We start from the raw sequence: 19,542 nt of genomic DNA on the forward strand, positions 1-19,542 counted from the left end.
TCTTAGTCGTTCCTTGGACCTTCCTGCGTGATTGCTGGCAACGCCAGCTCGAAGGTCGCCCCGACCTCGCTCGGCGCGAGCCGGAGCTGTCCCCCGAGCCGGTTGGCTACGTCGTGTGCAAGGGCAAGGCCGAGTCCGTAGTGAGCCCGGCCCGCCCGATGGCCGCCCGAGTCGAACCGGCGCAGCACCCGTTGCGCGGCCTCCGGCCCGATCCCGGGACCGGTGTCGCTGACCGCCAGGATCACGTCGCCACGCTGTCGCCGTACGACGACGCGCACCTCACCACCTGCTGGCGTGTGGTCGATCGCGTTGTCCACCAGGGCGATCGTCGCTCGCCGGATCGCGCTGGACACACCAAGGGCGAGCGCGATCTCACTGTCCGAGGTCCAGCGCAGCCGTACGCCGGCCTGCTCGGCGTGCGCCCCCGCACTCGCGGCCACTGCCTCGGCGATCCTGACCAGATCGACCGGCTCGTGATTCTCGGCGCCCCGGGGATCAGCCGCCGCCAGCAGATCGTCGACCACCTCCGCGAGCCGGCGCGTGTCGTCGACCACACCATCCGCGTCGCCGAGAATTTCCGCACTGGCGCCGTTACGACGCAACGCCCGGCCGAGGACCTGCGCGCGAGTGCTCAGCAACGTCAGGGGTGTCCGCAGCTCGTGGCCCGCGTCGGCCACGAACGCACGCTGAAGCGTCAGCGCTTGTGCGAGCGGTCGCACTGCGCGTCGACCGATCAGGACGCCCAGGAGGCCGGCCAGTAACAGGCCGAGCGCTGCCGCGAACCCCATGGCCTGCAGCAGTCGAGCCCGTTCCCGGTGCGCGGCGGCCAGGTCCAGCACCGCCTGCACCCGGCGGCCGTGGGCGACCCCGGTGGCGATGCGGAACTCGCCCTCCTCGTTCTCGACGGTCAGCAGCTGGACCTGCTCGGTGGCTCTGCTCCGTAGACCGGTCAACTCGGGGAGCAGATCGTCCGGCAGACCGGCTGTCGTGCTCGTGCCGGACGGACCGCTGATGACCAACCAGGTGCCTGCGGGCGGATCACCGACGTCGTCGGCCGTGGCAACGGCAGACCGCAGCAGGTCGTCCGCCGCACCTGCCTGTCCACGGACGACCACCAGCGTGACCAAAGCGGTCAGCACGAGCATTGCCGCCGCGACCAGTCCGGCGGCCTGGACGGCGACGCCACGAGCTGCCCGGTGAACCAGCACCTCGTCCCCGATCGGCCGCCCACTCATGAGCTCCCCAACCGGTAGCCGAGCCCGCGAACTGTGCTGATCACGCCTCGGCCCAGCTTCCGCCGGCAGTAATGCACGTACGTATCCACAACGGTCTCTGACTCGGCCTCGCCGAAGACTCTCTCGAGCAGCTCCGCCCGGCTGAACACGACACCAGGCCGCGCCGCCAGCAACGCGAGCAACGCCGTCTCCCGCTCCGACAACTCGACAAACTCTCCGTCGGTACGCCGCACCGTCCGGCCGGCGATGTCCAGCGAACCACCCGGTACGGCGAGCTCGACCGCCCGATCCAGGTGCCGCCGCAGCAACGCCCGCAGCCGCGCCAGCAACTCGGTCAGCTCGAAGGGCTTGGTGAGGTAGTCCTCGGCGCCGGCGTCGAGACCATCGACGCGGTCCTGCGTGCTGTTCCGTGCCGACAGCACCAGAATCGGGGTGCTGATGCCGCGACTGCGCAGCCGCGCGATCAGATCGAGACCCTCGACGGCCGGCAGACCACGGTCGACGATCATCGCGTCCACCGAGCGGGTCAAGGCGAGGTGCAGACCGGTGTGGCCGTCGGCCGCCCGCGTGACGGCGTACCCCTCGTCGGTCAGCACCCGGCCCAGGAGACCGGCAAGGTCGTCGTCGTCCTCGACCAGCAGCACCTGTGCCGTCATCCACCCCACCCGGCCGTCGCGAACAAGGTGCCATCAGCAAGGACCCCGAGACCTGGGTACCCCGGCAGTACCTCGATCACTTCCGGCCAGCCGTCGGCCGCCACGAACGCGGCCGTGGCGAGGACATCGGCGTACTCCAAGGACGGCCCGGACACCGAGATCGACAACCACCGCGATGCTGCCGGACCGCCGGTACGCGGATCGTACAGGTGTGCGCCGCGGGCCGCGGTCCCACTGGTGGCCACCGCTCCCCCGGTCTGCGCGACGCTCGTGACGACCCGCCCGGGATCGCGCGGGTCCTGGATGCCGACCGTGAAGGGCTCGCCACTCGGACACAGCACGAGCACGTCGCCGCCCGCGTTCAGGCACCAGTCCACCCCGTCGACCTTCCGCAAGCAGTCGCCGGCCCGCTCGACCGCCCAGCCCTTCACCAGCCCCGAAGGATCCCACCCACCGCCGGGCACCTCCGCGTCGAACAAACCACCGGTCAGTTCGCGGGCCGCGACACACCGCGCAGCCACGTCCCGCACCGCGGCATCGACACCATCCCAGCTCACCTCACCGCGAGCCAGGCGACTCACTGCACTGTCCGGCTTGTACGGCGAGAACACCCGGTCGACCTCGCTCAGCTCCGCGAAAACCTCCCGCACCGCCGCCTCGGCGTCCCCCGACCCTGCCCCATCACCCCGAGCGAGCACACTGACCGGCAGCCCCATGATCTGCTCGACCCAGCTCCGCCTCGCCATACCGCCACCGTACGACGGGCCAACGAGCCGCGCCGGCCGGCGATCGGGACTTACGACGTTCCAAGGTCCAACCCACTGAAGGGTGTTCCTGGGATGCGCCTCTTTCGTCCACGCACCTCAATGTGCCTTTTGTAAGGCTCTCTCTACTCACTCATGATGTTGTTACGAACAACGAGTGAGGTAACAATGAAGCCGCAGGAACAGAAGGATCAGGCCAATACCTGCACCGGTCCTGAAACCGTTCGCGCACCAGCCATGACCACCACCAATTCTTACCGAACTGACTGCTACCCAACGAAGAGTAACTCTCGGCCCGTCTCCGGAACACCGCGACAAGTAGAGACCTACCTGACGATGTTCCGACGCGTCGTACCGACGCGGGGTCAGGAACCTGAGGTGAGACGTTCCGGGGTCAGCGCGAGGACGACGCGGTCGGGGTCGGCCGGGTTGTCGCCGGGGTCCTGACCGGGGAGGTAGCGCGCGAACAGACGCTTCGCCAGTTCCGCGTGACCGCCCTCCTCATGGGCCTCGCCGACCGCGGCGACGTACGTCAGGGTCTCGTGATCGTTGATCAGCAGCGACAGGTGCGGGTCGCGGGTGAACAATCGGTACTTCAGCCGGGTGCGGAGGGTGGAGAGTCGGAACGTCGTACCGTCCCAGTCGAACCACACGACACTCAGCTGCGGCGGATGTCCCGGCCGGTTGAACCCCGCCACCGCGTGCAGCGGCTTGGCGAGGACGGCCTCGATCTCCGGTGTTGTCTGCATGGTCTCTCCTCAGAACTCGATAACGACCTTGCCGACCAGTCCGCCGGCCTCGAACCGCTGGTGCGCCGCCCGGATGTCCCGCAAGGCGAACCGTTCGGCGACTCGCAACCGCAGCGACCCGGCGTCCACGAGGTCGGCCAGTCGGGCGAGACCGGCACCGTCCTCCTGGATTCCCATTCCGCGCGCGCCCGGCAGGTCGGGCAACGGATCGTCCGAGATCGACAGGTACGGCCCGCCAGGGACCAGAGTGTCACCCGGATGGACCCCGGCGCTGTCGAACACGGCGTCGTACCGCCTCGGACCCAGCTCCTCGAGCTCGGTCACCACGGTACCCAGTCCGAGTTCCTTGCCAGCGGCAACGTGCTCGGCCCGCGAGACGACGCCGTCGACCTCGTGGCCGGCGAGCAGCGCGAGTTGGACGAAGAGGCGCGCCACCCCGCCAATGGCACCGATGACGAGCACCCTGCTGCCCGTCGGGAGGCCGAGGTGATCGAGGCCCTGGGCCGCCGTGAGGCCGGCCAGCGGCAGCGTCGCAGCCTCGGCCAGCGAGACCGAGCGAGGGGCGGCGGCCAGGAGCCGCGCCGGCAGCGCGACGAGCTCGGCCCAGGTGCCCCGTGCGGTGGCCACCTGCGCCGAGGCGGCGATCACCCGGTCGCCGGTCGCGAACTCCGCGACCGTGCTCTCGACCACGATCCCGGCCAGGTCCCAGCCGAGCGTCGCCGGCAGCTCGGGCCCCATCCCGGTCCAGGCGCGCGTCTTGCAGTCGACCGGATTGATGCTGCTGGCAACAACTCGGACGAGGACCTCACCGGGCCTCGTGGTCGGGACCGGCTGGTCGACGAGCGTGAGCTGGTCGATACCGCCGTGTTCGGTGATACGGACGGCTGTGATGGTGTCGATGGACATATCCTGACGCTAAACACTCACATCGATGTGAGGGCAAAGGAGTTGTTGTTCCATGCGGATCGGTGAACTGTCTCGCCGTACCGGCGTGAGCATCCGCCTGCTCCGGTACTACGAGGAGCAGGGCCTGCTCGCACCCGAGCGCTCGCCGCAGGGCTATCGCGTCTATCGCCCTGACACGCCCGAGGTGGTCGGCACGATCCGCTGCCTCCTCGGCGCAGGCCTTCCGACGACAACCATCGCCGAGATCCTCCCCTGCCTCGAGACCGACGCCGGCACCGTCGCCCCGACCTGCCCCGACGCCCGTGCCCGCATCGCCGGCGAACACGCCCGCGTCCAGTCCGCGATCGAGAACCTCCAGCGATCCCAGACCATCCTCGGCGACATCATCAAAGCCACTCCGCGCTGAGCGCGCTGCCGTGTCGCGGCGGAGGACGGCACCGGCTAGTTGACTGAACTCTTCAGGTGCTCGATTGGCGTGATCGGTACCGGGCTGGAGAGGGTGTGCCGGTGGCGGTTCCTTTGCGAGCCGTGACCTCTTGGAGGCTCGGTCAGTCGAAGAGCTCGCCGCAGGTTACGTTTGTGACCTCCGCCGTGATCGCGGTGGCATGGTCGGAGGCCAGCAGGACGGCGGCGTTCGCCACGTCCGCCAACATCGGCAGACGCCGCAAGGCGGTCTTCTCGGCCATCTGGGCCCACCAGTCCGCCTTGGACACACCTGCGTTCTCGGCGTGCTGGGTCCATGACTCCTCTACACCGGGCGTGTCGGGAGAGCCGCCGGAGCGCAGACAGGCGACTCGGACGCCGCGCGGACCGAGCTCGGCAGCAAGCTGACGGCACAAACCCTCAATCGCCGCGCCGATCACGCCGAAACCGCCGGTGTTGACGTACGGCACCCGGGCAGCCTGGGCGGTGAGCGCCAGGATCACGCCCGACCCGGCCTCAACCATGTACCGCCCCGCAGTGGTCGCGGTGATGAAGTGCGCCTCCATCGCGGTGCTGATCGGCCCGACGAACCGTTCTCGCGCCATCTCCAACAACGGTGCGCCCTGCGTCTGGCCGTAACCGATCAGGTTGAACGACACGTCCAGCCGCCCGGCTTCCTCGACCACGCGCGCGGCATGCCGCTCGACGGCATCCGCATCCAGCGCGTCGACCTGGGCCACGTCCACTGACCTGCCGCCAGTCGACACCTCACCAGCCACCGATTCCAGCGGCACCAGCGTGCGACCGGCAAGGAACAGTTGTGCACCTTCCCGAGCGAACGCGCGGGCCACCGCCCCGCCGACCGCTCCACCTCCGCCGTAGATCACGGCCACCTTGTTCTCCAGCAGCATGGTTTCCTCCTCATATGTCCGGCCCACTCGGCGGGCTGTTTCATCCGATCGGTCAGTGCCGATCGTCAGTGGCAGTGGTGCTTGCTGGTGGCGAGACGGACGGCGCCGAGGTCGTCGTCGCGGCCGGCCGCCCGGTTGCCCAGTAGGTCTCGAACACCCGGTCGCCCTGGCGCAGGTAGCACGCTTCATCCCGAACGCGCGCCCGGCGACGAGGGAGTCGAGCGACTCCGCGGGCACCGAGTACCAGGGCGCCTGCCAGCCCATGAAGTCGCGATAGCGCGACGTCTCCTGGAACGGCCCCTGGCAGAAGACCGCGAAGGTCACGTCGCGTGAGTGCAGGTAGGACAGCTCGAGCACCTGGCCGGTGAAGAACGTGCAGCCCTCACACTGGTCCGCGGCCGGGCTGCCGGTGTGCCACATGTGGTACGACGCGAACAGGTGGGTCCTGCCCTCGAAGGCGTCAAGCAGGTTCACCGGGCCGTCGGCACCAACCAGCTGGGTGCTTGGGTCGACCTCGACCATCGGCAGCCGGCGGCGAGCTGCGGCGATCGCGTCGCCCTCACGCGTGTGCGCCTTCTCGCGGCGGCGGAGTTCGTCGAGTTGCCTCTGCCAAGTCTCGCGGTCGGTGAGCTGGGGTGCAGCTGGCGTGGACAAGGGTTCCTCCTCAGGTCGATACTATGAGGCTAATAGCGACTGCTATGATCTAGCAAGTCCAAGAGGAGAGGTGTTCCATGCCGGTGCAACGTGGTTATCGGCAGGCCTGCGGCATCGCCCGCGGCCTCGACATCGTGGGCGAGCGGTGGTCGCTGCTCGTCGTGCGCGAGCTGCTGCTCGGACCGAAACGGTTCACCGACCTCCAGCAGGCCCTCCCGACCGCAAGCCCGAACGCGCTGTCCGACCGGCTGCGCGAGCTGGCCCACGCAGGCGTCGTACGCCGTCGGCAGGTGCCGCCAGGCAATGTGCGGGTCTATGAGCTGACCACCTGGGGCCGCGGACTCGAGCCGATCGTGGTCGCACTTGGCACCTGGGCGCTGGCCGCCCCGCCGACCGCGGAACAGCGCTTCGTGAGCGTGGACAGCGCCATGCTGACCATCCGCACCTACTTCGTGCCTACTCCGGAACAGCCCGAGGCGACACTCCGGATCGAACTACGCGACCACGGCCCCGCCGGCGCGTTCGGCGTCCGCCTCACATCGTCCGACGCCGAGGTCACCCACGAGCCGCCCGACCAGCCGGACGCCGTCCTGACCACCACGACGGATGCCCTGCTCGCCGCCCTCGGCGCAGCCGACCTGGCCGGGCTGAGGTCGGCCGGTGCCATGATCGTCGGCGATCCCGAGGTCGTACGCCGTCTCCTCGCGAACGTCCGCGTCCCCGCCCCCACAGATCAGCACTCACCCGGCACCTCCCGCCCAGGGCGGGCGGGTAGCGGCCACCCGCCGCCCGAAACATGACCCGGTTCGGTGTCCGCTCGGTTCGCAGTATCTTGACCGACACTCCGGCCGGATCCCACCGCGGTGACGTTGTCGTTGCACGCAGCTGGGCGTGGCACGACACGTACGGGCCTGCTGCGACGCCATCGACATCCGAGCCGATGGGCTAAGACGACCCACCCCGCCGAGACGCCGCCTACAAACTGCTTGGTCCAGATAAGGCCGCCAGCTCTCGGCGAGTGACTCCAAGCGGCGGGGCCGCGTCGTCCATCGGACGGGACGGAGGTCGGTGCTGTCGACCGCCAGGACGTCGAACACCATGAAGGATGCCGGCTGGGTCGGCGCCAACCGATTGCGTACCTGTCGGGACAGTGCCTGCGCGATGTCGGGAGACCTCGCGGTGAAGTCCTTGCCGTTACGCGACCACAGCCGCGCCTCATCATCGCGGACAACGGCCCCGGCCCGGCTAGTTGACTGAACTCTTCAGTGCGCCGATTGGCGTCGCGGGTGCGTGGCTGGAGAGGGTGTGCGGGTGGTTGCTGATGTGGGCCGGGTGGTCGAGTTCGCGGCGGGGTTGCGGTGGCGGGTGCTGTTCCCGGAGTTCAAGCACGTCGCGGCCTCTGGGTTCCTGCGGGATCTGGCCGCGTCGGATTGCTCTGCGGGGACGCTGCGCAGCTATGCGTACGACCTGCTGCGCTGGTTGCGGTTCCTGCACAGCCGCTGGACGCCGTGGGAGCGGCGGAGCGAATCGACGTGCGGGAGTTCGTCGAGTGGCTGCGGGAGACGCCGGTTCAGCAGCGGTTGCGCCGCCACCCGGAGGCGCCAGCGCCAGGCTCGGTGAACCCGATCACGGGCAAGGCGTCGCCCGGAACGACGTACGCGGCGAGGACGATCAACCATCAGCTAAGCGTTCTGTTCGGGTTCTACGAGTGGGCGTGCGCGGCCGACCTGGGACCTCTGGTCAACCCGGTTCCAGCGCAGCGGACTCGGGCCGGTGGCCGGGTGGCTGCGCACCACAACCCGATGGAGGACTTCGTCATTCACCAGCGGGCGACGTATCGGCAGAAGACACCGCGGCCGACGTGGCGGGCGATTCCTGATGATGCCGCAGACGCGCTGTTCGGCGCGCTGCGCAGCCACCGGGACCGGGCGCTGGTGTCGTTCTGGTTGTCGAGCGGTGCCCGGGCCACCGAACTGTTGGGGCTGTGCCACGGCACGGACCTCGATGCCGGCGCGAACACGATCACGGTGGTCAGCAAGGGAAGCCGGTTGCGGGAGACGATCCCCGCGAGTGTGGATTCGTTCGTGTGGCTGGCGCTGTATCTTCGGGCGGAGCGGCCGCCGGCGCAGGCGGGCGGCCCGGTGTGGTGGACCCGGCAAGGCGCACCGCGCCCGTTGACGTACCACGCTGCGCGGGCGGTGCTGCAGCGCGCGAACGCGGCATTGGGCACGAACTGGACTCTGCACGATCTACGGCACACCGCGGCGGCCCGGTTGCTGGCAGATCCGGCGTTCACGTTGTTCGACGTGCAGACGATCCTTCGGCACGCGAGCGTATCGACCACCCAGATCTACACCCAGCCTCGGATGGAGGACCTGGTCGCCAAGGTCCTCGAGCACCACGCCCGGCCGCGGCCGACTGGTCCGGTGATCGAGCCTGCCTACGATGAAGCCATGGTGAGGGAGCTCCTGGGGCTTCCCGCATGACGCAGGTATCAACCGCTGGCGTTGAGCTCACGGCCGGCCCACGATCGGCTGCGCGGATCCAGGCGGCCCGGACGCGGGCGGCCTCGGGACCAACGACGAAGCCGTTGTCGCCGCCGGCCGTGGTAGAACCGGACGCTCTGTTCGGGCGGCATGGACGGATCCTGCGCCGGCATGCCTACGACCTGGGGCCTGCGCCTCCGGCATTGTTGCCGAGTGCACCTGGTGACGTGATCCAGGGCCTCGGCCTGGACGCTACGATCGACTACACCCTTGATCAGGTGCTCGGGGTGTTTCCGGGCCGGAAGCCGACGTCGACCGGCGTGCGGCGGATCCTGCGGTGGCTGAACCGATTCGACGGCGATACTTGGGAGCAGCGCTGGCTGGCCAGCGGCGCCGACCTGGCGCCTCGTGCATGGCGGTCGGCGGTTACACCACGCACGCCGGAGCCGTCGGTGGCCCAAGGCATGAACGCGTTGATGGTTGCGCGCGTCCTACGCCCTTCGTACGGCTGGCAGCTGGCTTCCAAGGCCGGCGCTTACCTGCCCCAGCGCATGCTCGCCGTCAACCAGGAGGAGCAACTGGATCGGCTGCGGGCGTTACCGGCCTACCGGTCGGCGCTGTTGCGGCATCAGTACGACGCGGAGGCTTGCTTGTCGCGGGTGCTGATCCGGACCGGGAAGCGCCTCGAACAGCTTCAGGGCGAGGATCTGCTGTTCTACGCCGATGTGGTCCGCACGTCCGGGCGGAACCGGCGTGAGCACCTGGCTTGGGAGCTGCTGGTCGCGCTCGGACCGTTCGCGGGAGAACCCGTCACGCTACGGGCCGCGTGGTCTGCCAAGGGCAACACCCGCCAGCACTCGGTCGAGACCCTGGTCGACCGCTACGGCATCCCGGCGGGCGGGGTGCGCGACCTGCTCGTCGACTACCTGCGCGAGCTCAAACCGGCCATGGACTATGGCAGCCTGGAGGGCTGGGCCTACCGATTGGTGCGGTTGTTCTGGTGGGAGGTGCTGCAGATCAACCCCGCCCAGGCCGATCTGCGGCTGGCTCCTGAGGTCGCGGCTGAGTGGCGCGAACGGCTGTCAATGACCACCGACGGGCAGCCGCGCCGCGAGATCCACTCAATCCTGTTCGCCGTCCGGGGCATGTATCGGGATCTGGCAGAGTGGTCACACGATGAACCCGCGAGATGGGGTCCGTGGGTCGCGCCTTGTCCGGTGTCGCGGCACGAGTCGAAGAATGCCTCGAAGGCGAAGAGGCATCAGCAGTCTCGGATGCAGAACCGCACTCGAGCACTGACACCACTGCTGCCGGCGCTGCTCGCCGAAGCGGTGCGCCGCCGCGACTGGTCGGCCCGGCTGCTGACCGCCGCCCAGCAGGTGAGCCACGGGCAGCGGTTCCTCATCGACGGCTCGGAGTTCGAGCTGCATCAGCCGCCACCACGCCGATACGAGCGGGACCGGCCGAGCCTGCTGCGCGCCCGGATCATCACCGTAGCGCCGGATCTGCCGTTCATCCGGGTCAACCGGCACGGTCTGGTCGACATCACCGCGGCCGAATCCGACGGGTTCTGGGCGTGGGCGGTCACTGAGACACTGCGCCACACCGGGATCCGGGTCGAGGAACTGCTCGAGCTGACGCAGCTGTCGCTGCGCCACTACACTGCCGCCTCCACTGGCACGCTCGTGCCGTTGCTGCACATCGTGCCCAGCAAGACCGACATCGAGCGGTTGATTCCGATGACGCCGGAGTTGGTGACGGTGCTGGTCGCGGTTCAGCGCCGTGCGAAGGACAGCACGGGCCGGATCTCGCTGTCGGTGCGCTATGACCCGCACGAGAAGGTGCACGGGGAACCGTTTCCGCACCTGTTCGTCCGCCGGATCGGCACCCGCAACGAGGTCATGTCGCCGTCGGTAGCCCGGCGGCTCATCGTGGACGTCGCGGTCTCGGCCGGGCTGCGCGACGCCGGCGAGCCGATCCACTTCACGCCTCACGACTTCCGGCGTCTGTTCGCCACCGAGATGGTGTCCTCCGGGCTGCCGCTGCACATCGCCGCGACCCTGCTCGGGCACCTCAACCTGGACACCACCCGCGGCTACACCGCGGTCTTCCCCGAAGAGGTCATCGCCGCCCACCAGCACTTCATTGAACGCCGCCGAGCCACCCGTCCGGGCGGCGAGCTGCGGACTGCGACCGGAGAGGAGTGGGCCGAGTTCGAGAACCACTTCCTACTGCGCAAGGTCGCCCTCGGCGACTGCCACCGCCCCTACGGCACCCCATGCGTCCACGAACACGCCTGCGTGAAGTGCCGGTTCCTGCGAGTCGATCCCGTCCAACTGCCGCGCATCGAGGAGATGACGGCCAACACGAGCGAGCGGCTCGCCGAGGCCCAGGAGCGAGCTTGGCTTGGTGAGGTGGTGGCGTTGGAGGACTCCTTGAAACATCTGCGTCAGCGCCGCGCCGAGGCAGAGCAGCAGCTCAGTGCAGCAGTGGCACCGTTGCCGGCGCCGGTGGTTGATTGAGTCCACAGGCAGGGATCGACGTCGAAGAGAGCGAGGGCAAGCTCGGCCGCGCGATGGGGCCGTGGCTGCGTCTAGGCTCCTGGTTCATGAAACCTGACCGACAACATTTGGCTCGTCGGCAGCGGCGCGAGCGGCTTCTCGATGACCCAACCCCGCGACTGCCACGTCTACCTGGTGGCTGACCAAGGCGAAGCCGTGCTGATCGACGCGGGCGCCGGCGTGGACGTCGCACCGATCCTCACGCAAATCGATCGCTGCGGAGTACCGCGATCGACCGTCGACCGCATCGTCCTAACGCACGCACACGCCGACCACTCCGGCGGCGCGGCGGCGCTTCGCGAGGCGCTTGACGCGCAGGTCCTGGCTTCACAGAGGTTGCGTCGTACTTGCGCGACGGTGACGAGCGGGCGGCAAGTTTCGACCGGATGAAGCGTCCAGGAGGCTATCCGAACGACTACAGCTTCCGAGCCTGTTCCGTAGACGCGGAGCTGAGCGACGGCCAACGCCTTACTGTCGGCGCTCTGGAGCTCGAGGCGCTCTCGACCCCAGGCCACAGCAGCGGCCATATGTCCTACGCATTGCATCGGACCGGGGGTGTCGACTTGTTCAGCGGTGACGCCGCCTTCGCCAATGGGCGGATTCTTCTCCAGGACATCTGGGACTGCTCGGTTGCCGAGTCCACCCAGAGCATCCGGCGACTGGTCGATTTGAAACCCGACGGGCTGTATCCAGGGCATGGCACCCTTGCACTCACCCTTGGCTGGCATCACTTGTACTCGGCCATGGAGGAAATCTCCGCAGGTCTCCCTCCGCGGCAACTCACTTTCTAGTGGCTCTGCTCGGAGCCAGCGGCACGATGGCCTCTCAATAGTGAGCTTGGTTATGGAGGTCGGGGTTAGAGCCAGCCAGCGCGAGTGAGTACGTCGGCCGCGATATCGGTCAACGTCCGTCCGTCTGAGATGACCTCGAAATCGTCGACCGCGGACTGGTCGAGGATCTGGTCGAGCTGTCCGGCCCGGTCAAGGTGCCAGCGCATCTCCGGGTCGGCACCCGCGTGTTGGATCCGAAGACGTCGATGCAACTCGGCGAGGTCGGCACGAAGGCGACACAGGCACAGTTCGACACCAAGTGCTGCGCGATAGCGTGCACGCTCCGCTGTGGTTTCGACCACGCCCGACACAACCAGCCGGCAGGCCCCAGCCGACAGATAGTTCCGGGCGAGCGACTCAAGGTTTCGGAGCTCGATCGCGAGGTTGAAAGGGTCGTCCGGTGGGGTCGGCCAAGACTGGCTGAGGACGTCAAGGTCGATCACGGCATGCGGAATACGCGCTTCGGCCAGGATCGATCCGGCGGCGGCCGCAACCGAAGTCTTGCCCGCTCCGACCGTGCCGGTGATCAACAGGCAGTCGGGTGATCATTGCTGTCCGGCCGCATCCGAGGAGGCTACAGCTCTGCCGCTGGACCTCCGAGCCAGCGATCCTCGGCGAAATCAGAAGTGCGCTCGCCAATCCCCGCCTGACCATCGCCGAAGCCCTCGCCCGCGCGCAAACCGGATGTGGCGAGACGACCGCTGTCCTGCACCGGGCTGCACAAACCGTTGGCCGCGCCCTCGCTACCGTCGCCAATCTGGTCGGTACGGAGCTCATCGTCCTGTCCAGCGAGCACCACCGCTTCGCGCACCTCATGCAGGCCGAGATCGAGGAGACGTTCCGGCAGCACCTCTGCGGCCCGGCGACCGCCTGCCGGCTTATCACCGTCCAACGGCCATTCGAAGACTGGGCACGAGGCGCCGCCGCAGTGGCAATCGACAACCTCTTCGATCCACACGGCGGCAAGCGCCATGCCCAGAAACATGACTAAGAGCGCCCGGCAGCAGGGGTCACTTCAGGCGCTTGGTCGTGGGGCGGTCGTACCGGCGGTGGGTGGGTCCCGGAACACTAGGCCATTGACCCAAAGTCGAGTAGATTAGTTGACATAGGGCTGCTTATCGGCGGTGAACTGTCGATCGAAACCTGGACCCGCAGATTAAAGGGGCCATGATGCCCTAGTAACCAGCCCCACTAGGCGACAACGCCCTCAGTTTGAAGGGCTACCGGCCCCGCTAGGTGACCCTGTTCGACTCCATTTCGCACCACGATTGATCCCACGGCCGAGCGGCGCCCGATCCTGTGCACCGTCTCAGCCTGCCGAACCGAACTCTCGTGGGTCATCCCTGAGGGAGAGGGGGCGGTCAAGGGGGGTGCGGTCCTTTCCGCCGTGCCTCGTGCCGCCTGCGCGAGGCCACGACCACCCCACAACCTGGTACCAGCAGCCAACAGGCCGCGGCCGGTTGGCTGTGCCTGGGTGGCTGTGGAGCGTGCCGGTTGCCTTGCTCACATCTGCGGCGGCGAGCTGGCAGCAACGTGCCGGCTCACCGCTTCCGCCGAGTCGGCTGGCCCCACCGAAGCGACTACTTACCAATAGCCGCTCGTGCTGCGTTCGCCATGGCGGTGTGGTCGATGCCGGCCCAGTCGAGGAGTTCTTTCCCTGATCCTGAGCCGGGCATGTCCCGTACGGCCAGGTGGGTGATGGACAGCGGCGGCGTCGCGGTTGCGGTGAGTGCGTCGACGATCGCGGAGCCTAGGCCGCCTTCTGGATGGTGGTCTTCGGCGATGACGATGCGGCCGCCGGTGGCCTCGGCAGCGGCGGTCAGGGCGGCTGTGTCGATGGGCTTGATCGAGTAGGCATCGATGACGCGGGCGGTGATGCCGTCGGCGGCGAGTTCGTCGGCTGCGGTGAGGGCTTCGTGGACGGTCACGCCGGCGCCGATCAGGGTGACGTCGTCGTGGTCGGAGCCGCGAAGTGTCTTGGATCCGCCGATGGGGAACTGCTCGTCGGCCCTGTACAGCACAGGGTAGGCGCCGCGTGTGGTGCGCAGATAGGAGATACCGGTCGTGGCGACCATCGCCTCGACCAGCACGGCGGTGCTTGCCGCGTCGGAGGGGTAGAGCACGGTGCTGCCATGGACGGCCCGCATCATCGCCAGATCCTCCAGCGCCATCTGCGAGGGGCCGTCGGCGCCGATCTCGATGCCGGAGTGCGAGCCTACGAGTCTCAGGTCGACGCCGGAGATGGCGCCCATGCGGATGAAATCGTACGCCCGGGAGAGGAAGGCGGCGAAGGTCGAGGCGAACGGGATGTAGCCGCGGACGGCCAGCCCGGTTGCGGCGGCGACGAGCTGCTGTTCGGCAATGAACATCTCGAAGTACCGGTCCGGGAAGGCGTGTGCGAACTCGACGGCATAGGTGGAGTTGGACACCTCGCCGTCGAGCGCAACGACCTTGTCGTTGCCGTTGCCGACGGCCACCAGCGCGTCGCCGTACGCCTTGCGGGTGGCGACCTTGTCGCCGACGTTCCAGCTGGGGCGCTCGGCCGAGACCGGCTCGGTCGTCGTGGGCAGTGTCGCGTCTCCGGCCGGAACCTCGACCGTCTCTGTGCTGCGGCCGTCAGGGAGCGGTCCGCGGACGGTCAAGTGCCGCTCCCCGCCGAGCTCGGTGATGGCGCGCTCGGCCAGGTCGGCCGGCAGCGGCTTGCCGTGCCAGTCGGGGCTGTTCTCGATCTCGGAGAACCCCTTGCCCTTGACCGTCCTCGCCAGGATCACCACAGGCCGGTCGGCGTCGCGAACAGTGGCCAGCGCCTCGTCGATCCCGGTCAGGTCGTGCCCATCGATGACCCCCACGCGGGCGCCGAAGGCTTCGGCGCGGGCGGCGTAGGAGTCCAGGTTCCAGCCGAGGTCGGTCTCGCCGCGCTGACCGAGGCGGTTGACGTCGACGATTGCGACGAGGTTGTTCAGCTTGTAGTACGAGGCCTTGTCCAGTGCTTCCCACATGGACCCTTCGGCCATCTCGCCGTCGCCGCACAGCACCCAGACCGTGTAGTCGGCCCGGTCGAGGTACTTGCCGGCCAGGGCGACACCGACACCGTCGGGCAGACCTTGGCCGAGGGAGCCGGTGGCCACGTCGACCCAGGGCAGGATCGGGGTCGGGTGGCCCTGCAGCCGCTGCCCGAAGCGGCGGTAACCGGTCATCAGCTCCTCGTCATCGATGACGCCGGCGGCCTTGAAGACCGAGTAGATCAGCGGTGAGGCATGGCCCTTGCTGAAGATCAGGTGGTCGTTCGCCGGGTGGTCGGGCTGGTCCCAGTCGTAGTGCAGGTGCCGGGCCAGGAGGACGGCCAGTACGTCGGCCGCCGACATCGAGGAGCTCGGGTGCCCGGACCCGGCGCTCGTGCTGCTGCGCACCGAATCGACCCGTAGCTGGGCGGCCAACTCGGCGACGACGTCCAGGTCGGGCTGGTTGATGCTGTTGGTGGCGGTCATGTGCGTCTCCTCGTGGTCGATCCGGCCGCTGTCAGGCGCCGCCGATCGGCTCGTTGGCCGATGCCTTGGTGAACCCGGGCAGGGCACCCACGGCGAGGGCCAGCACGGCCAGGATGCCGATCTGGACGTATGCGACCCTACCGAAGGCGCGCTGGCGCCGTGTGCGCCATGTGAATCGCCCCGCAACTGGTCGAAACCCGCAAAGATTGTCCAGAACCATCGCCACTGCCAGCGCCGGCGCAAAAGGCAGGCATGGCTGTGGGCGGTCGAGTGGAGGTGTGGGCACTCGAAATCCACAACTGACTTGACTCGTTCAGTGAAGGAACCCGTCCCACTTCAGCTCGAATCTTGCTCCGCCGGGCACGCCATGAGGCCCGGGCAGTTGTTCTTCTGCCCGGGCCAGCGCCAGTCCGATCGGTCCGAGCAGATCGGTCGCCAACTTGCCCACCTTGCCAGTGTTGCTCTAGGCAACGTCAGCCGCTACGCCCGAAGCGCACCGGATCGGTTACTGAACGATCTCTTCTCAGTGGCCCCTTGACTCTGTAGCTGGGTCCAGGGTTGACCATGGGGGTATGCGAACTAGTGAGCTGGCTGGCCGGGCCGGAGTGAACACCGAGACGCTGCGCTACTACGAACGCCGCGGGCTGCTGACCCTGCCGCCGCGCACGCCCGGGGGCTACCGCGACTACCCGCCCAGCACGGTCGAGCTGTTGCGGTTCATCAAACGCGCCCAGGAGCTCGGCTTCACCCTCGACGAGGTCGAGGAGCTGTTGCACCTCGACACGGGCGGCCCGGACAGCTGCGACGCGGCCCGGGCCCTGGCCGAACACCGCCGGGCCGACCTCGCGCAGCGGATCCACGATTTGCAGCGCATGCACGACTCGCTCGCAGACCTCGTCGAGACCTGCGACCTTCCCCGCGCCGACCGCAGCTGCGCGCTGCTCGACGCGATCGACCACCGCCCAAAGGAGACCCGATGAAGCTCGAAGTCCTGCACGTCCCAGACTGCCCGAACCTGTCGCCGCTGCTGGAACGGCTGGCCGAAGTCACCGATCTACCGACCAGCACCCGTGTCATCGACAACGACGCTGACGCCGCACGGTTCGGTATGGCTGGCTCGCCGACTTTGCTGATCGACGGAGTCGACCCGTTCGCCGAGGCCGGAGGCTGTGAGTGCGGGGTGTCGTGCCGTCTCTATCGCGACGACACCGGCCGGATCGTCCCCGCACCGTCGGTCGACCAGCTGCGCGACGCACTCACTGCCGCGAGCCAGCCGACAGCGCCCACTGAGGTGCTCAGCGCCTGGCGGACACGTGCCTTGCCGCTCTACCCGGTCGAGAAGGCGACTCACCAGGCCATCCTGCGGGCCTTCGCCGCCACCGGTCTCCCATCCGCGGACGCTGAACTCGATTCCGTCACCGCTGGCTCCGGTCGCAGTACGACCGACGTGCTGACGGCGCTCCACGACGGCGACGCGATCCGGCTGGCCCCGGACGGGCAGATCGCGCTCGCCTACCCGTTCTCAACGACTCCGACTCGGCACCGAGTCCGGATCGGCGACCAGGTCGACGTCTTCGCTATGTGCGCAATCGACGCCCTCGGCATCGCAGCCATGCTCAACCGCGACACCCGGATCGAGTCCGTCGACGCCACCACCGGCCAGCCGATCTCAATCGCCACTACTGCCGGAACGTCCACGTGGGAGCCCGCGAGCGCGGTTGTCTTCATCGGTGCTGATGCCGGCGGCGGACCATCGGCAGATTGCTGCTGCGACTACCTCAACTTCTTCAATGACCGCGACGCGGCCGAGTCCTGGACCCGCAGCCACCCCGCGGTTCCCGGGCAGATCCTCGACCAGGCCGAAGCCGAGGAACTCGGTGCCCGCCTGTTCCAGCCGCTGCTCGCGCTGTGACAGAGGCTATGGCAGGTGGCGATCGATGCGCTGCAGCAGCCACCCAACGACCGGCAGCCGATGCCACCCACGGCTGATCACCCACTCACGGACTCCGCGCACCGCGGTCCGCAGCCTCGCAGCCGGCGACGTCCGTAGCTCGTCTTCGCGCTCAGCCGCCCTGCGCTGCAAGAAGCGCGCGCAGCCCAGGCACATGCCGACCTCAGGGTGGGCTCCTAACCGCACCAGGTCGCGTTCGTCGAACTCGCCACCGCAGCACCAACACGTCGGCGGCGACGGCTGAGACGTCTCGTCTGCAACGGTCACCCAGCCATCATCTGCCCGACCCGGCCAGTCCGGCTACCAGCCAGGTCAGACGACCGCGGTCGAAACCGGCAGGCCCGACCAGATCGGGCACCAGCTTGCCCACCGTTCCAGTGTTGCTCTAGGCAAGCTTCTCGTCCACTGCAGAGCTGGAGACTGTCAGTTGGAGGGTGACTGTCTAGCGCTCAGCCGCTGCAGGCGGTCGTTATAAGCGGCCAGAGCCGCGTCGCCATCACGAGCGGCCTGCCGATCGAAGCGGCGCGCAGCACGTGTGTCAGCTCGGACCCACTGAACGAACACGATCGCCGTGACCAAGACGATCGGGGTTTCCCCGAAACCCCAGGCAATGCCGCCGCCGGTGGCCTGGTCGGCGATCGGATCGAGACCAAGCGCGGTGGTCGAGGCGGCGAACATCGTGCTGAGCGGGTAGCCGGCCTGCATCACGACCACACCGAAGACGGCGTGGAACGGGACCGCGATCAGCAGCTCGACCAAGCGCAAGCCTGGAGCGGAACGGCGCGGCCACGGATCGACGGCCAGGATCGGCCCGAAGAACAGCAGCCCCACGGTCAGGAAGTGGACCAGCATCACCTGGTGCCCGACATGGGTGCGCATCGCAACGTCGAGCAGGTCGGTGAAGTACAAACCGAACAAGCTGACGACGAACGCAGTCACGGTGAAAACCGGGTGAGAGAAGACCTTCGCGACACGCGAGTGCAGGACTCGCAGCAGGACCCGCCTGGGTGCTCCAGTTGGACCTGAGGCGGGCAGGATCCGCAACGTGAGGGTGATCGGGGCACCGAGGAGCAGCAGGATCGGGGTCAGCATCGACAGCACCATGTGCTGGGCCATGTGAACGCTGAACAGCGCCATCCCAAGCGTCGCGAGCCCGGTCGACGTGACCACCACCAGGCTGGCCAAGCCCAACAGCCAAGCCACGACCCTCCCGGCCGACCAGGCGACCCCGCGGCGGCGCAGCACGATCACCGCTACCAAGTAGGCCAAGGCCAGCAAGACGACCGCTGCTGGCCAGCCGGCGCTGGGATGCCACGCGGTCAGACCGTCCCAACTCACCGCTCCCCGCGACCCTCCACCACCGCTCGGTTCAGGCGTGGGCATCTGGTCGTTACTGTCGTGCCCGTGGTGGCTTTGAGAGTCGGTGGGTGGCGGAACCGTCGGGGCCGGATCTGCGAATCGCAACAAGGGAAGCTGTCCTGCTCAGTCGTGGGGTGGTTCGCCGGTCAGGGTGTGGTCGGCATGGAACAGGCCCTCGGCGATCACCCGGCGAAGGTGGACCCCGCGGATCGAGTACAGCGACCGACGGCCGTCCTTGCGCACATCGACCGCACCAGCCAAGCGCAACCGAGCAAGGTGCTGCGACATGGCCGGCTGCGCGACCCCGAGCCTGTCGGCCAGCGTCGTCACATCCAGCTCCGCGCCATCGGCCAGCGCCCACAACAGGCGCAGCCGGGTCGGATCGACGAGCAGGCGGAACGTGTCGACCGCGACCCGGACCTGGTCGTCGGTCGGCTCCTGACTCTCATCCGACTTCACGTGTGCATCCATGCGCAGGCAAGCATACGTCGTGTTAGCGTGAAGAAGTCCTCCACCCCGCAGTACCGCATTTTCGCGAGGCTCTCCATGACGCAGCACCCCCCTTCTGA

Annotated in this window: 21 protein-coding genes; 10 read left to right on the forward strand and 11 right to left on the reverse strand. The window is 68.1% G+C overall.

Translation table 11 applies throughout. The features are described from left to right. Positions 1–2: 2 nt before the first annotated feature. The 5 genes from AB0E69_RS06905 to AB0E69_RS06925 form a co-directional block, all read right to left on the reverse strand. Positions 3–1,235: a HAMP domain-containing sensor histidine kinase gene (locus tag AB0E69_RS06905; RefSeq protein WP_360140851.1), complete on the reverse strand. Its 1,233-nt coding sequence runs from the start codon at positions 1,233–1,235 to the stop codon at positions 3–5. After that, complete coding sequence (locus AB0E69_RS06910; protein ID WP_360140854.1) at positions 1,232–1,891, reverse strand: response regulator transcription factor; 660 nt, start codon at positions 1,889–1,891, stop codon at positions 1,232–1,234. Before AB0E69_RS06910 ends, AB0E69_RS06905 begins: the two co-directional genes overlap by 4 nt. Next, on the reverse strand, positions 1,888–2,637 hold the full coding sequence (locus AB0E69_RS06915) for an FAD:protein FMN transferase (RefSeq protein WP_360140857.1): 750 nt from the start codon (positions 2,635–2,637) through the stop codon (positions 1,888–1,890). Before AB0E69_RS06915 ends, AB0E69_RS06910 begins: the two co-directional genes overlap by 4 nt. 383 nt (positions 2,638–3,020) lie before the next feature. Next, positions 3,021–3,404: a pyridoxamine 5'-phosphate oxidase family protein gene (locus tag AB0E69_RS06920; RefSeq protein WP_360140860.1), complete on the reverse strand. Its 384-nt coding sequence runs from the start codon at positions 3,402–3,404 to the stop codon at positions 3,021–3,023. Positions 3,405–3,413: 9 nt separating this feature from the next. Then, positions 3,414–4,310, reverse strand: coding sequence for an NADP-dependent oxidoreductase (locus AB0E69_RS06925; RefSeq protein ID WP_360140863.1), 897 nt, complete (start codon positions 4,308–4,310; stop codon positions 3,414–3,416). Between the two features lie 52 nt (positions 4,311–4,362). Between AB0E69_RS06925 and AB0E69_RS06930 the strand changes: the two genes are divergently transcribed. Beyond that, entirely contained in the window at positions 4,363–4,716 is a 354-nt protein-coding gene (locus AB0E69_RS06930; protein WP_360140866.1) for a MerR family transcriptional regulator, read from the forward strand. 142 nt (positions 4,717–4,858) lie between these two features. Here the strand turns inward: AB0E69_RS06930 and AB0E69_RS06935 are convergent, their stop codons facing one another. After that, positions 4,859–6,298: an SDR family oxidoreductase gene (locus AB0E69_RS06935; RefSeq protein WP_360140869.1), complete on the reverse strand. Its 1,440-nt coding sequence runs from the start codon at positions 6,296–6,298 to the stop codon at positions 4,859–4,861. Between the two features lie 77 nt (positions 6,299–6,375). Here AB0E69_RS06935 and AB0E69_RS06940 point away from each other — a divergent pair, with 77 nt between their 5' ends. From AB0E69_RS06940 to AB0E69_RS06965, 6 genes are all read left to right on the forward strand, one after another. Next, complete coding sequence (locus AB0E69_RS06940; RefSeq protein WP_360140872.1) at positions 6,376–7,098, forward strand: helix-turn-helix domain-containing protein; 723 nt, start codon at positions 6,376–6,378, stop codon at positions 7,096–7,098. Between the two features lie 511 nt (positions 7,099–7,609). Further along, the gene (locus tag AB0E69_RS06945; RefSeq protein ID WP_360140875.1) at positions 7,610–7,918 is read left to right on the forward strand and encodes a site-specific integrase; all 309 of its coding nucleotides are present in this window, start codon (positions 7,610–7,612) and stop codon (positions 7,916–7,918) included. Then, positions 7,915–8,784, forward strand: coding sequence for a site-specific integrase (locus AB0E69_RS06950; protein ID WP_360140878.1), 870 nt, complete (start codon positions 7,915–7,917; stop codon positions 8,782–8,784). The genes AB0E69_RS06945 and AB0E69_RS06950 overlap by 4 nt, the downstream gene beginning before the upstream one ends. Continuing rightward, positions 8,781–11,306, forward strand: coding sequence for a tyrosine-type recombinase/integrase (locus AB0E69_RS06955; RefSeq protein ID WP_360140881.1), 2,526 nt, complete (start codon positions 8,781–8,783; stop codon positions 11,304–11,306). Before AB0E69_RS06950 ends, AB0E69_RS06955 begins: the two co-directional genes overlap by 4 nt. A 141-nt stretch (positions 11,307–11,447) precedes the next feature. After that, positions 11,448–11,735 (forward strand): MBL fold metallo-hydrolase, encoded by a 288-nt coding sequence (locus AB0E69_RS06960; protein WP_360140884.1) that lies wholly within the window; start codon positions 11,448–11,450, stop codon positions 11,733–11,735. Beyond that, the gene (locus tag AB0E69_RS06965) at positions 11,693–12,136 is read left to right on the forward strand and encodes an MBL fold metallo-hydrolase (RefSeq protein WP_360140887.1); all 444 of its coding nucleotides are present in this window, start codon (positions 11,693–11,695) and stop codon (positions 12,134–12,136) included. The genes AB0E69_RS06960 and AB0E69_RS06965 overlap by 43 nt, the downstream gene beginning before the upstream one ends. Positions 12,137–12,201: 65 nt before the next feature. Here the strand turns inward: AB0E69_RS06965 and AB0E69_RS06970 are convergent, their stop codons facing one another. Beyond that, positions 12,202–12,705 carry a hypothetical protein gene (locus AB0E69_RS06970; protein ID WP_360140890.1) on the reverse strand — a complete coding sequence of 168 codons (504 nt, stop codon included), beginning with the start codon at positions 12,703–12,705 and terminating at the stop codon, positions 12,202–12,204. A gap of 11 nt (positions 12,706–12,716) precedes the next feature. Between AB0E69_RS06970 and AB0E69_RS06975 the strand changes: the two genes are divergently transcribed. Then, on the forward strand, positions 12,717–13,166 hold the full coding sequence (locus AB0E69_RS06975) for an ROK family protein (protein WP_360140893.1): 450 nt from the start codon (positions 12,717–12,719) through the stop codon (positions 13,164–13,166). Between the two features lie 589 nt (positions 13,167–13,755). Here the strand turns inward: AB0E69_RS06975 and AB0E69_RS06980 are convergent. Beyond that, positions 13,756–15,663: a transketolase gene (locus AB0E69_RS06980; protein ID WP_360140896.1), complete on the reverse strand. Its 1,908-nt coding sequence runs from the start codon at positions 15,661–15,663 to the stop codon at positions 13,756–13,758. A gap of 313 nt (positions 15,664–15,976) precedes the next feature. Next, the gene (locus AB0E69_RS06985; protein WP_360140899.1) at positions 15,977–16,111 is read right to left on the reverse strand and encodes a hypothetical protein; all 135 of its coding nucleotides are present in this window, start codon (positions 16,109–16,111) and stop codon (positions 15,977–15,979) included. A 124-nt stretch (positions 16,112–16,235) separates the two neighbouring features. On the opposite strand from AB0E69_RS06985, the gene AB0E69_RS06990 reads away from it, so the two are divergent. Further along, positions 16,236–16,643, forward strand: coding sequence for a MerR family transcriptional regulator (locus AB0E69_RS06990; protein WP_360140902.1), 408 nt, complete (start codon positions 16,236–16,238; stop codon positions 16,641–16,643). Beyond that, a complete protein-coding gene (locus tag AB0E69_RS06995; protein ID WP_360140905.1) occupies positions 16,640–17,575 on the forward strand; it encodes an alkylmercury lyase family protein in 936 nt (311 codons plus the stop codon). The genes AB0E69_RS06990 and AB0E69_RS06995 overlap by 4 nt, the downstream gene beginning before the upstream one ends. A 462-nt stretch (positions 17,576–18,037) precedes the next feature. Here the strand turns inward: AB0E69_RS06995 and AB0E69_RS07000 are convergent, their stop codons facing one another. Together AB0E69_RS07000 and AB0E69_RS07005 are read right to left on the reverse strand one after the other, a co-directional pair. Next, entirely contained in the window at positions 18,038–18,952 is a 915-nt protein-coding gene (locus tag AB0E69_RS07000; RefSeq protein WP_360140908.1) for a cytochrome c oxidase assembly protein, read from the reverse strand. 144 nt (positions 18,953–19,096) lie between these two features. Beyond that, a complete protein-coding gene (locus AB0E69_RS07005) occupies positions 19,097–19,444 on the reverse strand; it encodes a metalloregulator ArsR/SmtB family transcription factor (protein WP_360140911.1) in 348 nt (115 codons plus the stop codon). Between the last annotated feature and the right edge of the window lie 98 nt (positions 19,445–19,542).

The organism is Kribbella sp. NPDC026611 (assembly GCF_040638345.1).
Lineage (GTDB): Bacteria > Actinomycetota > Actinomycetes > Propionibacteriales > Kribbellaceae > Kribbella.